This is a genomic window from Kitasatospora sp. cg17-2 (assembly GCF_054031055.1).
In genome coordinates this window covers 3,844,865-3,857,554 of the sequence record NZ_CM132923.1, presented here as the reverse complement: position 1 = coordinate 3,857,554, position 12,690 = coordinate 3,844,865, and the positions used below count along the sequence as shown (strand labels likewise).

The window sequence follows — 12,690 nt, the reverse complement described above, 5'->3', positions numbered from 1 at the left end:
CAGGGTGATTCGTCGGCTTTGGGGGCAAGTACGGCGATACATGCGGACGCCCCCGGTACACATCACATGACGTGCACCGAGGGCGCGTGCTCCGACAGTGCGCCCTCGGGCCCCGGCGGAGCGCCGAACACGCGCCCCACCGGGGCCGAGGAGCAGAAGGAGCAGGTGGAGCAGAAGGACCGGACGGTCAGCCGGCCAGCGAGGCCGTGAGGGTGATGGTGGTGCCGGTCAGGGCCTGGCTCACCGGGCAGTTCGCCTTGGCGTCCTCGGCGGCGGCCACGAAACCGGCCTCGTCCAGCCCGGGCACCTCACCGGTGACGGTGAGGTGGATGCCGGTGATGCCGGTGCCCGGCTGGAAGGTGACATCGGCCTGGGTGTCGAGCTTGGTGGGCGGGGTGCCCGCGCCCGTCAGGCCGTGCGAGAGCGCCATCGAGAAGCAGGCGGAGTGGGCGGCGGCGATGAGCTCCTCCGGGCTGGTCAGCCCGTTCGGAGCCTCGGCGCGGGCCGGCCAGGAGACCGGGAACTCGCCGATGCCGGACGACGCGAACGCCACCTGGCCCTTGCCGTCGACCAGGTTGCCTTCCCAAGCGGTGCGGGCGGTGCGGGTGGTTGCCACGATCGGTACCTCCATCGAATGAGGAACTGCTGGGTCGTCACGTCCGGTCATGCCGCCGCCCAGCCTACGTGCAGGTCGGGGGCCTGCCACAAGTAGCGCCTCGGTCTGCCGAGTCCGAAAATCCCTCGGCCGCCCCGGCGGGCGCGGCTTCCGGAGGCCGGGCCCGGGCAGCTCGGAGCGGCGTCCGGCGGTCGGTCCGTGTGCCGTCCATATCGTGGACCGATCGGCCAAATGGTGCGGGCCCGTGCCGGGCGCCCTGTTAGATTTGCCCGGGCCCGGGCCCGGCCGCCGGACGGCCGGGCGCAAGACCGAGAGAGCCGCGGAGCCTGCCCGATGACCGACCGCCCCACGACCCCCGATGCCGGACTGCCCGAGGGGGTCGACGACGCCGTGCGGGCCGAGCTGACCAGCCTGCGCGAGAGCATCGACAACATCGACGCCGCGGTGGTCCACATGCTGGCCGAGCGCTTCAAGGCGACCCAGCGGGTCGGCCGGCTCAAGGCCGAGCACAAGCTCCCCCCGGCCGATCCGGCCCGCGAGCGCGCCCAGATCAAGCGCCTGCGCGAGCTGGCCGCCGGCGCGCACCTGGACCCGGTGTTCGCGGAGAAGTTCCTCAACTTCATCATCGCCGAGGTCATCCGCCACCACGAGGCCATCGCGAGCGACGCCGTGACCAGCGGGAACGACGCCGTCTGACGGCCCGCGCGGCCGGCGCCGCCGGCCGGGGCCGGAGCCGGCGCCGCGGTGGGCCGGAGCCGCCGTCGCCACGGGCCCGGCGGAGGTCGGGCCCGTGGCATGTCGGGCATGGGTAAAAGCCCGATTTCGCCTGGATCCCCGATTGGCGTAGCGTGCGGGTTCCCCCGCAGCCGGAGAGTGGAGCAGCGACGATGGCGGTGAACCTGCCGGACACGCACGGCGGCGATGCCGGGGCCGGGACCGCCGCCCCCGGTGCCCCGGTCGGGGGCCGGGCCGAGGCCCGGCGGGCCCGCCGGGCCGCCGAGGGCCGCCGGAGCAGGGCACCGAAGAACGGGTCGCCGAAGAAGGGCCGGGCGGGGCGCCGGCCGAGGCCGTGGTGGATCGAGATCCCGGCCATGGCGGCGGTGGGCCTGGTGGTCGCGCTGCTGATCAAGACCTGTCTGTTCCAGGTGTTCACCATCCCCTCCGGCTCGATGGAGAACACCCTGCGGATCGGCGACCGGGTCGGCGTCAACAAGTTCGCCCCGCTGACCGGCTGGAAGCCGGAGCCGGGCCAGCCGGTGGTGTTCAAGGACCCGGGCGGCTGGCTGCCGCCACAGGCGACCGACGGGAACCCGCTGACCGACGCGCTGGGCTCGGCGCTCTCCTTCGTCGGCCTGGTGCCGCCGAAGGACGACAACTACCTGGTCAAGCGGGTGATCGCGACCGGCGGGCAGACCGTGCAGTGCGCGGGCAGCACGCTGACCGTCGACGGGGCCAAGGTCGACGAGCCGTACCTCCACCCCGGGGACGACTCCTGCGCCGGTCTGGACTTCGGCCCGGTGACGGTGCCGCAGGGCCACGTCTGGGTCGAGGGCGACCACCGCAGCGACTCCGCCGACTCCCGGTACCACCAGCGGGGCCCGGGCGGGGGCGCGGTGCCGGTGGACAATGTGGTCGGTCCGGTGTCGGCCGTGGTGTGGCCGCTCGGCCACCTCGACTGGTTCGGCTGGGTCGGCCGCTGATCCGACCGGGACCGGGATCGGCGCGGGACCGGTCCCGCGCCGGGCGGCTCCCGGCTACCGCTCCCGGCCGAGTTCCTTCTGCCGGGCGTCCTCCGCCCCGGCGGCCCGCGCGAGCCGTTCGCCGAGCGCGGTCGCGCCCGCCGGAACCGCCGCGCGGTCCGCGTCCCCTCCGGCCTTCCCGCTTCCGCCGTCCTTCCCGGAGGCGTCCGCGGCGGCGGGCTTGCTCGCCTGGGCCGCGAAGGCGCCGGCCAGGACCAGCAGACCGCCGGTCACCTGCGGCAGGCCGAGGTGCTCGCCGAGCAGGACCCAGGCCAGCACGGTCGCCACGACCGCCTCCAGATTGGCCACCACACCGGCGACCGGCGGCGACAGGTGGCGGACGGCGACGACCCCGGTCAGATAGGCGAGCACGGTCGCGACCAGGACCATCCAGGCGGCCGGCAGCAGCGCGGGCAGGGTGTGCCCGTTCATCACCACGTCCCCGCCGAGCTTGCCCCAGTCCGCCTGCCAGGGGCGGGTGAACGCGGTGAGCACGACCGAGCCGATCAGCAGGCCGTACGCGCTGACGGCGATCGGGTCGACGGGGCGGTCGCCCCGGCTGCCCGCGTCGGCGAGCACGAAGTAGCCGACCTGGCAGCAGGCGGCGCCCAGCGCGAACAGCACGCCGAGCAGGTCGAAGCTCAGCCCGTTCCACACCTCGACCACGCAGGCGAGTCCGGCGACCGCGACGCCGGCGCCGATCGCCGCGCCCCGGCTGATCGGTCGGCGCTGGACGAACCGGACGTAGCCGATGAGCAGCGGCGGGCCGAGGTACTCGATCAGGAGGGCGACGCCGACCGGGATCCGCGAGATGGCCGCGAAGTAGCAGGCCTGCACGCCCGCGACGGCCAGCAGGCCGAAGCCGATCAGCAGGCCGGGCCGCCGCAGCACGGCGTCACGGTGGCGGTAGGCCAGCGGCAGCAGGACGACGGCGGCGCCGGTCACCCTCAGCCAGACCACGTGCAGGGGCGACAGCCCGGCCTCGATCAGTGGTTTGGCCGCGGTGCCGGAGCCGCCGAAGGCGACCGCGGAGACGAGGGCGAGGGTGAGACCGAGGGTGCGGCCGGAGGGACGGCCGAGCGGGGGCTTCGAGCTGTGCACCGACGAATTGTGACAGTAGGACCGCAATCCCGGTAAGGGGTCATTTCGTTATTCGGTCCTGGACGTCACGCGGAGTGACAGCCCGCTACCGACCGCAGCGCCGGTCGGAGTCACCGACCGGCGCTGCCGGCCGCAGCCGAGGGCCGCGGTTACTGGCCGGAGCCGGTCCCGGTGCCCGCGTCCGCCCCCGTGCCGCCGCCGGACCCGGTGCCCGTGCCGCCGGTGCCGCCGGTCGGCTGCGGCGCCGTGGTCGGCCCGGTGGTCGGGGCGGTGGTCGGCGCCGGGGTCCTGGTCGGCTGCGGCGTCGTCGGCTGGGTCGGGGTGCTGGTCGCCCCGCCGGTGCCGCCGGTCGGCTGCGGTGCCGTGGTCGGCCCGCCCGACGGCGTGGCGGTGGGCTCCGAACCGGTGCCCGAGCCGCCCGACCCGCCCGACCCGCCGGAGCCGCCCGTGCCGCCCTGACCGCCCGTGCCGCCCTGCGGCGACGGCTCGCCGGAGGGCGTCGCCGGCCCGTCCGGGGTGGTCGGCGCGGAGCTCGCCCCGCCCGAGGGGCTGGGCGAGGCGCCGGCGCCGGAGGAGCCCCAGCCGCCGCGCCCGGAGTCGTCCGCGCCCGTGGGCGCCGGGAAGTCGGCGACCGGCTGGCCCTTGAGCGCCGCCTTCATGTAGGCGGTCCAGATCTGCGCGGGGTACTGGCCGCCCGCCGCGCCGTCGAGCCCGCCGGTGCCGTTCAGGCTGACCTGGGCGCCGGTGCCCGGGTCCTGGCCGAACAGCGCGACCGAGGTGACCAGCTCCGGGGTGTACCCGACGAACCACACCGACCGGTGCTCGTCGGTGGTGCCGGTCTTGCCCGCGGCCGGGCGGCCCAGCGCCTTGGCCCGCCAGCCGGTGCCGCCCTGGTCGGCCACCACGCCCTGGAGCATCGAGGTGACCTGGCGCGCGGTCTGCTCGCTCACCGCCTGGGTGGTCTTGTGGGCGGGCAGCGCGAGCGGCTCGCCCTCGCGGTCCACCGACTGCACCAGCCACGGGGTGATCTGCTTGCCGCCGTTGTCCAGCGTCGCGTACACGCCCGCCATGTCGAGCACGCTGGGGGTGGAGGTGCCCAGCGGGATCGACGGCACCGCGTTCAGGTCGGGGGTGTTGCTGGGCAGGCCGAGCGCGATCGCGGTGTCCCGCACCTTCGCCAGCCCGGTGTCCTGGGCGAGCTGGGCGAAGGCCGAGTTCACCGACCAGTCGGTGGCCTGCTGGAGGGTGATCTGGCCGTAGCTCTTGTCGCCCTCGTTCGGCGGCGCGTACGCGGTGCCCTTCCCGCCGCGGACCTTGCGCTCGCTGGTGCCGTCGTAGACGGTGCGCGGGGTGACGGTCTGGCCGGTCTGGGTCTTGGCGTTGTTCTCCAGGGCCGCCGCCAGGGCGATCGCCTTGAAGGTCGAGCCCGACTGGTAGTCCCGCCGGGTCGCGTTGTCGATGTAGTGCTTGGTGTAGTCGACCCCGCCGTACAGGGCGACCACGGCCCCGGTCCTCGGGTCCACCGAGGCGGCGCCGGCCTGGACGGCGGCGTCCTTCTTCCGCTTGTCCGGGTTGAGGGTGTCGTGCAGCTGGGCCTGGACGGAGTCCTGGAGGGCCTGCTGACGGGTCGGGTCGACGGTCAGCCTGATCGTGTAGCCGCCCTTGGCCAGCTCCGACTCGCCGATGATCTGGTTGGTGGTGAGGTACTCGGTCGCGGCGTTGACCAGGTAGCCGGCCTGGCCGGACAGTCCGAGCTGCGCCTGCGGGTCCCTGACCTCGGGGAAGGCGGTGGCGGCCCGCTCCTCGGCGGACAGCCAGCCCTCCTTCACCATGCCGTCGAGCACGTAGTTCCAGCGGTTGACGGCGTTCTGCTTGCCCGCCGGGGTGGCGGTGGCGACGTCGTACGCGCTGGGGGCGTTCAGCAGGGTGGCCAGGTAGGCGCCCTGGGCGGCGTCGAGCTGGGCGGCGTCGACACCGAAGTACTGCTGGGCGGCGGCCTGGACGCCGTACGCGCCGCGCCCGTAGTACGAGGTGTTGAGGTAGCTGGAGAGGATCTCGTCCTTGGTCTCGGTGGCGTCCACCTTGATCGCTATGAAGAGTTCCTTCACCTTGCGGGTGACCGACTGCTGCTGGTTCAGGTAGGTGTTCTTCACGTACTGCTGGGTGATCGTGGATCCGCCCTGGGTGCCCTCGCCCTTGGCCGTGTTGACGGCGGCGCGGACCATGCCGGGCACGTTGACGGCGCCCTCGTGGTAGAAGTTGCGGTCCTCGGCGGCCAGGGTCGCGTGCTGGGCGGCGGGGGAGACCTTGTCCAGCGGCACGTTCTGGCGGTTGGTCTGGCCGGTCCGGGCGAGCACCGAGCCGTCCTGGTAGAGCCAGGTGTTGCTCTGGGTGGTCGCGGCCGCGTGCGCGTCCGGCACCTTCACCAGGGCGATGCCGAGGGCGAACAGGCCGACCCCGAGCAGGACCGAGGCCACCAGGCCCACCAGGGTGATCCGCCAGGTCGGTATCAGCCGGCGCCAGCCGGTGCGTCTCGGCCGTCGGACCTTGGTCTTCCGGGTGCGCTGCGCGCCGCTCGGGGCATTACGGGACAAAGCGGCGGCCTTTCCTGCGGGCGAACGACGGGGAGGGTGCACGGGTCGGGCGGCGGCACGTAGTACGGCCGGGCCGGCCCGCGCGGACAGGACCGTCGGCGGTCGGGGGCCTTTGCCCCTTTTCCGGTGTACAGCCCAGAACGCGCCGAAGGTACCGGTTGGCTCCACCGCGACGGGAAGCGAGACCGACATCACACACAAATCGGGCGTCAATGGGCAGCGAAAAGCCGGAGAGCCCCTCGTGTGAACGAGAGGCTCCCCGGTGTCGGTGCGCCGCCAGGGACTCGAACCCCGGACCCGCTGATTAAGAGTCAGCTGCTCTAACCAACTGAGCTAGCGGCGCCTGTCTGACGGGGAAAACAATACACGCTTCCGAAGGGTGCCTCGAACCACCTGGAAGTCACCGGGGGCCACCTGTCCGTTTCCGCCCGGTTGGGGTGGAGTTTGTCGACGGTTAGGGTGGTTTTGTGCCCAGCTCCCACCCCGGTCGCCGGAACGCTCGGCGCACCTCCGCCCCGATCTCCGCCCCGACCTCGGCCCCGGCCCGGCCCGGGGCCGCCACCGGGGCCGTCGCCGCGCTGCTGCTGCTCAGCGCGGTGGCGTACACCGCGTGGGTGCTGGAGGTGGTGCTCAGTACCGGGCTCGACCCGGTCCAGGCCTACATCAGCGAGCTCGCCGCCGAGGACCAGCCGCTGGGCGGCCTCTTCCGGGCCACCGACCTGGTCGCCGGACTCGCCGTGCTGGCGGCCGCCCTGCTCGCGCTGTCCGCCTTCCACCTCCGCCGCCCGGCCCGGCCGGAGGCCGGCGGGAGCCGGGGTCGGCGGCCCTGGGCGGCGGGCGGCTGGGCCGCGCTCGCCCTGTTCGGCGCGGCCACCGCCGCCGACTCCCGGCTGCCACTGAGCTGCGCGCCCACCAGCGACGAGATGTGCGCCGCCCGCGAGACCGCCGGTCTCGTCCCCGCCACCCACACCGCGCACGCCGTGACCAGCAGCCTGGCCGTGCTCGGCGCGCTCGGCGGCCTGACCGCGCTCACCGTCGCCGCCCGGCGCTACCACCGGTGGCCGCCGGTGGCCCGGTACGGGCCGTGGCTGCTGGGCGCCGAGGTGCTCGCCACCGGCTGGAGCCTGAGCGCGATCGCCGCCTTCGAGGCGGGCCACGGCACCTGGGCGCTGGGTGCCGGCCAGCGGCTCCAGGTGCTGCTCGTCGCCCTCTGGCTCGCGCTGCTCGCGGCGGCCGTCGGCCTGCCGGGCCGGACCGGCGCCTCCGGCGGGGACACCGCCGGAAAGGCCGGGGCGGTCGCCGAGGGTGCGGTCCGCGAGGCCCCGGCCGCCGCCGCGCCGTCCCGGGCCCAGCGACGGGATCCGGTATGACCGGCGCCCGGGGCCCGGCCGCGAACGGCGCCGGAGGCCCGGAGGGCGCTGACGGTCCGGGCGGCCCGGGCGGCCTGGGCGGCACGGGCGGCACGGAGGATCCTGGCGGCCCCGAGGGCGCGCCCCCTTCCCGGTCCGGCCCGGCGCCGGCCGCCTTCGTCCGGATCGACGGCACCCCGCTGCACGTCCGGGTCGAGGGCCTGGGGCCGGTCTGCCTGCTCACCGGCGGGCTCGGCAGCAGCTGGTTCGACTGGGACCTCGTGGTCCCCTTCCTCACCCCCTACCGCACCGTCGTCCGCTTCGACCGGCCCGGCTACGGCCTGAGTGCCCCCGAGCCGGCCGACCGGCCCGTCCCGACCGCCGCCGGGGAGGCCCACCGGATCCGGGCCGTCCTCGACGCGCTCGGCCTGCCCGGGCGCTGCACGGTGGCCGGGCACTCGCTGGCCGGCTTCCACGTCGAGGCGTTCGCGCGGCTCCACCCCGAGCGGACGGCCGGGCTGGTCCTGCTGGACGGCAGTGTCGAACCGGACCCCCGGCCGCGCCCCGCGCCCGGCCTGCGGGACTTCGCGGCGCGCGCCGCCGCGGCCGCCGCCACCGCCGTCGCCGTGCCCTACCTGCTCGGGCCCGCCGTGCGCCGGACGGTCGCCCGGGCCACCACGGTGCGGCACGAGGACCTCGCCCCGGCGCCGCTGGTCCGGCACTGCTACCGCACCGGACGCTCGCTGCGGGCGCTGCTCCGGGAGAACACCCACTACCTGGACATGGCCGCCGAGCTGGCCGCGCTGCGCCGCACCGCGCCGCTGCCGGCGGGCCTGCCGGTGACCGTGCTCGCCGCCGACGACGGCCTGAGCGGGCCCCGGACCGAGGAGTGGCTGACCGCCCAGCGGGGGCTGGCCGACCTCCTCGGCGCGGAGTACCGGCGCACCGCCCCGGCCGGGCACCTGCTGATGTTCGACCGGCCGGACGCGGTGGCCTCGGCGGTCCTGGACACCTCCCGCGGGCCGGGCTGAAACCCCCAGCCGGACTGAACCCCTGCCGGGCCGGGCCCGCCGGGGCGGCTCAGCCGCCGCTGGCGTTGTCCGCCCCGACCACCCGGCGCAGGGCCCGGGAGATCGGCTGCTCCTGGGCGACCGCCCGGAAGGACTTCCGCAGCTCGGAGTGGACCCGGCCGGGGAAGAGCCGGCGGTCCAGCTGCGCGGCCCAGAGCAGTCCGGCCAGCTGCAGGTCCCGCTGGGCCGAGGGGGAGGTGCCCCGAGGGCCGGAAGCACCCCGCACGGTGGCGGCGATCCGCTCGGCGATCTCGGCGCCGACGGTGGCGCGCACCGGAAGCCAGGCGCGGTACGGCACCAGCAGGAGGAACAGCCGGCGTTCGAGGGTCAGGTGCCCGCTCGCCACCAGCCGTTCCCGGAAGATCCGCACCGCCGGCCCCCGCGGTACCCGGCGCAGGGCCGCGTCCAGCCCGGGCCGGCGCCCCTTGGGGGCCTGCCCCAGCCGGTCGAGCACCTCGGCGGTGACCTCGTCGCGCGCCCCGACCGGACGGAACCCGGTGATCCGCCGGTCCTCGACCTCGATACCGCCGGTCAGCAGCAGCTCGGCGAGCACGGCGGCCGCGATCGCCCGCTGGAAGCCGTTCCGGGAGACCCGCAGGGTGCCGCTGTCCGGGTCGGTGAAGAGCAGGACCAGCTCCTCCGCGAGCGCGAGCGGGAGGCGGTCGGAGGCGGCGTACGGATCGGGGGGACCGAGGGGAGCCACGGCGACAGCACCTCCGGTGCGAGGACGGACACCCACGCTATCCGCGGAACCGCCGCCGTTCCGGGCCTTCGGGGAAACGGGGAGGAACGATCGGGGGCGCGGGAACGCCGAAGGCCCCCTCGCTGCTGCGAGGGGGCCTTCGACCGTCGGTGCGCCGCCAGGGACTCGAACCCCGGACCCGCTGATTAAGAGTCAGCTGCTCTAACCAACTGAGCTAGCGGCGCCTGCTGACCTGGAAGACATTACACGCAATCGGGCCGATCCGCCGAATCGCGACAGCGCGGTCACCCACCGTGGTCGCGGGGGCGGTGGGTGACCGGCGGTCCGGCGAGAAGGATCTCGAAGGCCCCGGCGGTGGACGCCCCGTCATCCCTCCGGGAAGTGGCAGGCGGCCCGGTGGTCGGGGGCCGGGGCACCCGCGGCCGCCGGCAGCGGGCCCGCGCCGGTGAGCGGCGGCGCCTCCGTCTCGCACCGGCCGCGCGCCCCCGCGTCGAGTCCCGCGTACACCGGGCAGCGGGCGCGGAACGGGCAGCCGGTGTGCCGGACGGTGGGGGAGGGCGGGTCGCCGGCCAGCAGGATCCGGGTCCGGGTCCGTTCGGCGGCCGGGTCCGGCAGCGGGACCGCCGAGAGCAGCGCCCGGGTGTAGGGGTGCCGTGGCCGGTCGAAGACGGCGGACACCTCGCCCTGTTCGACCGTCCGCCCCAGGTACATCACGCTCACCCGGTCGGCGAGGTGCCGGATCACCGAGAGGTCGTGCGAGACGAAGAGATAGGAGAGGCCCAGCTCCGCCTTGAGGGACTGGAGCAGGTTGAGCACCCCGGCCTGGATCGAGACGTCCAGCGCGGAGACCGGCTCGTCCAGGACCAGCAGCCGGGGCCGGACGGCCAGCGCGCGGGCGATCGAGATCCGCTGCCGCTGCCCGCCGGAGAACTGGTGCGGGTAGCGGACGGCGTGGGCCGGGTCGAGGCCGACCTGGCGGAGCAGTTCGGGCACCCGGCGGGCGATCTCGTCCTTCGCGGCCCGCTGGGCGCGCAGGGGTTCGGCGACGATGTCGCCGACCGGCATCCGGGGGTCGAGGCTGGCCATCGGGTCCTGGAAGACGATCTGCAGATCGGACCGCATCCGGTGGGCCTCGGCGCGGGAGAGCGCGGCGGTGTCCCGGCCGAGCAGCTCGATCCGTCCGGACTCGGGGGCGGCGAGGCGCAGCAGCTCGAACAGGGTGGTGGACTTGCCGGAGCCGGACTCGCCGACCAGACCGAGGGTCTCCCCCTCCCGGATCGACAGCTCGACGCCGTCCACCGCGTGGACCGAGCCGATCCGGCGCTTGAACACGGTGCCCTTGAGCAGCGGGAAGGTCTTGGTGAGCCCCTCGACCTCCAGGACCGGCGGGCGCTGCTCCCGGGGGACCGGTGCGGCGGCGGACGCGGCCGGGACCTCGGGCACGGGGTAGACCTCGGTGGGCGCGGGCCGCCGTTCGGCCAGCTCGCCGGCCCGGACGCAGGCCGCCAGGTGGGCGGTCGCGCCGTCGGCCCCCGTGCCGGGGTCCGAGCCCGCCGTCCCGTCGCCGGTCAGCGGCGGTTCGGCCGTGCGGCAGCGGTCCTCGACCAGCGGGCAGCGGGCGGCGAACGGGCAGCCCGGCGGCAGTTCGGCCATCGGCGCGGGCGTGCCGGGTATCGGCACCAGCGGTCCGCGGTTCCCGTCCAGCCGGGGGACGGCCCCGACCAGGCCCAGCGTGTACGGGTGGCGCGGCGCGGCGAACAGCTCGTCCACGCCCGCCGTCTCGACCACCCGGCCCGCGTACATCACCGCGACCCGGTCGGCCATCCCGGCGATCACCCCGAGGTCGTGGCTGACCAGGACGAGCGCGGCGCCGGTCTCGCGGCGGGCGGTGCGCAGCACGTCGAGCACCTGGGCCTGGATGGTGACGTCCAGGGCGGTGGTGGGTTCGTCGGCGAGCAGCACGTCGGGGTCGTTGGCGACGGCCATGGCGATCATGGCGCGCTGCCGCATGCCGCCGGAGAACTCGTGCGGGAAGCTGTCGAGGGCGCGGTCGGGGGCGGGGATGCCGACCAGGTCGAGCAGTTCGGCGGCGCGCTTGCGGGCGGCGGCGCGGTCGAGGCCGGGCCGGTGGATCCGCAGCGCCTCGACGAGCTGGTCGCCGATCCGGTAGACGGGGGTGAAGGCGGAGAGCGGGTCCTGGAACACCATGGCGATCCGGCGGCCGCGGACGGCGGCCAGCTCGCGTCCGGGCAGGCCGATCAGCTCGCGGTCGTCCAGCCGGACCGAGCCCCGGACCCGGGCGGTGCCGGGCAGCAGGCCGAGCACGGCCAGCGCGGTGACGGACTTCCCGGAGCCGGACTCGCCGACGATGCCGAGGGTCTCGCCCCGGTGCAGGGTGAGGTCGACGCCGCGCACGGCGGGGACGGGGTCGGCGCCGCGCGGGCCGGTGAAGTCGACCCGCAGGTCGCGGACGCTCAGCAGCGGGGTTCCGGTGGTGGTGGTCGTGGCGGTGGTGGTCACGCGCTGGTCCCCTTCCTCGTGGCGCGGGCGCGGGTGCGGGACCGGCGGGGTCGCCGGGCGCCCTCGGAGGTGGGGTCGAGGGCGTCCCGCAGCCCGTCGCCGATCAGGTTGACCGCCAGGACGAAGAGCACCAGCAGCCCGGCGGCGAAGTAGAACAGCCAGGGGAAGACCGGGGCCTCGCTGGTGCCGGCGGCGAGCAGGGTCCCGAGCGAGACGTCCGGTGCCTTGACGCCGAAGCCGAAGTAGGAGAGCGCGGTCTCGCTCATCACGGCGCCGCCGACCGCGATCGTGGCGTCGATGATCAGGAAGGAGGCGACGTTCGGCAGGATGTGCCGGAAGATGATCCGCAGCGGACGGACGCCCATGAACTGCGCGGCGCGCACGAACTCCCGCTCCCGCAGCGAGATGGTCATCGAGCGGACCACCCGGGCGGTGATCATCCAGTTGAACAGGGCGAGCAGCAGCACGAAGGCGAGCCAGCCGGCGCCCTTCAGCCGGGGCGAGACGATCGTGATGACCAGGAAGCTGGGGAAGACCAGCATCAGGTCGACCAGGAACATCAGCAGCCGGTCGGTCCAGCCGCCGAAGTAGCCGGCGCAGGCGCCGACCAGGGAGGCCAGCACGGTCGAGAAGAGCGCCACCAGCAGGCCGATGACCAGCGACTTCTGGAGTCCGCGGATCGTCTGCGCGAAGACGTCCTGGCCGACCCCGTTGGTGCCGAACCAGTGGGTGCCCGAAGGCGGTTGGCGCAGCGCGCCGTAGTCGGGGGTGGCGTAGTCCCAGGGCGTGACCAACCCGCCGCCGAAGGCGAGCAGGAACAGCAGCAGGACGACGACCACGCCGACCACCGCCCAGCGGGCGGCGAGCAGCCGGGCGAGGACGATCCGCCCCCGGCCGGTCGGTCCGGGAGCGGCGGGAGCGGTGGGGGTGCCGGGGCCGGTGGGTTCGGCGGGGCCGGCGGACTCCGCGATGACGGCGGTCAAGGGGGCTCTCCTCGG

The 12,690-nt window shown here is 75.1% G+C and carries 10 protein-coding genes and 2 tRNA genes; 4 read left to right on the top strand and 8 right to left on the bottom strand.

From position 1 onward, the window contains the following. Positions 1-187: 187 nt before the first annotated feature. The gene (locus tag ACW14Y_RS15915) at positions 188-616 is read right to left on the bottom strand and encodes an OsmC family protein (protein WP_045940640.1); all 429 of its coding nucleotides are present in this window, start codon (positions 614-616) and stop codon (positions 188-190) included. A 333-nt stretch (positions 617-949) separates the two neighbouring features. Here ACW14Y_RS15915 and ACW14Y_RS15910 point away from each other — a divergent pair, with 333 nt between their 5' ends. Both ACW14Y_RS15910 and lepB read left to right on the top strand, forming a co-directional pair. Further along, positions 950-1,312: a chorismate mutase gene (locus ACW14Y_RS15910; protein WP_380300030.1), complete on the top strand. Its 363-nt coding sequence runs from the start codon at positions 950-952 to the stop codon at positions 1,310-1,312. Positions 1,313-1,503: 191 nt separating this feature from the next. Then, positions 1,504-2,316 carry a signal peptidase I gene (gene lepB, locus ACW14Y_RS15905; RefSeq protein WP_380300028.1) on the top strand — a complete coding sequence of 271 codons (813 nt, stop codon included), beginning with the start codon at positions 1,504-1,506 and terminating at the stop codon, positions 2,314-2,316. 54 nt (positions 2,317-2,370) lie between these two features. Here lepB and ACW14Y_RS15900 read toward each other — a convergent pair whose 3' ends face one another. The 3 genes from ACW14Y_RS15900 to ACW14Y_RS15890 form a co-directional block, all read right to left on the bottom strand. Next, positions 2,371-3,456, bottom strand: coding sequence for an EamA family transporter (locus tag ACW14Y_RS15900; RefSeq protein WP_380388843.1), 1,086 nt, complete (start codon positions 3,454-3,456; stop codon positions 2,371-2,373). 149 nt (positions 3,457-3,605) lie between these two features. Then, the gene (locus ACW14Y_RS15895) at positions 3,606-6,050 is read right to left on the bottom strand and encodes a transglycosylase domain-containing protein (protein ID WP_456987265.1); all 2,445 of its coding nucleotides are present in this window, start codon (positions 6,048-6,050) and stop codon (positions 3,606-3,608) included. A 269-nt stretch (positions 6,051-6,319) separates the two neighbouring features. Continuing rightward, a tRNA-Lys gene (locus ACW14Y_RS15890) sits at positions 6,320-6,393 on the bottom strand. Between the two features lie 175 nt (positions 6,394-6,568). Here ACW14Y_RS15890 and ACW14Y_RS15885 point away from each other — a divergent pair. Together ACW14Y_RS15885 and ACW14Y_RS15880 are read left to right on the top strand one after the other, a co-directional pair. Beyond that, entirely contained in the window at positions 6,569-7,420 is an 852-nt protein-coding gene (locus ACW14Y_RS15885; RefSeq protein WP_456988179.1) for a DUF998 domain-containing protein, read from the top strand. After that, entirely contained in the window at positions 7,417-8,430 is a 1,014-nt protein-coding gene (locus tag ACW14Y_RS15880) for an alpha/beta fold hydrolase (protein WP_456987263.1), read from the top strand. The genes ACW14Y_RS15885 and ACW14Y_RS15880 overlap by 4 nt, the downstream gene beginning before the upstream one ends. Before the next feature lie 49 nt (positions 8,431-8,479). On the opposite strand, the gene ACW14Y_RS15875 is transcribed toward ACW14Y_RS15880, so the two are convergent. The 4 genes from ACW14Y_RS15875 to ACW14Y_RS15860 form a co-directional block, all read right to left on the bottom strand. Continuing rightward, positions 8,480-9,172, bottom strand: a complete 693-nt coding sequence (locus ACW14Y_RS15875) for a GPP34 family phosphoprotein (RefSeq protein ID WP_456987261.1) — start codon at positions 9,170-9,172, stop codon at positions 8,480-8,482. 150 nt (positions 9,173-9,322) lie between these two features. After that, positions 9,323-9,396: transfer RNA gene (locus ACW14Y_RS15870), tRNA-Lys, on the bottom strand. A 142-nt stretch (positions 9,397-9,538) separates the two neighbouring features. Continuing rightward, on the bottom strand, positions 9,539-11,692 hold the full coding sequence (locus ACW14Y_RS15865) for a dipeptide ABC transporter ATP-binding protein (protein ID WP_456987259.1): 2,154 nt from the start codon (positions 11,690-11,692) through the stop codon (positions 9,539-9,541). Next, positions 11,689-12,675: an ABC transporter permease gene (locus ACW14Y_RS15860; RefSeq protein ID WP_380440420.1), complete on the bottom strand. Its 987-nt coding sequence runs from the start codon at positions 12,673-12,675 to the stop codon at positions 11,689-11,691. The genes ACW14Y_RS15865 and ACW14Y_RS15860 overlap by 4 nt, the downstream gene beginning before the upstream one ends. Positions 12,676-12,690: the final 15 nt, after the last annotated feature.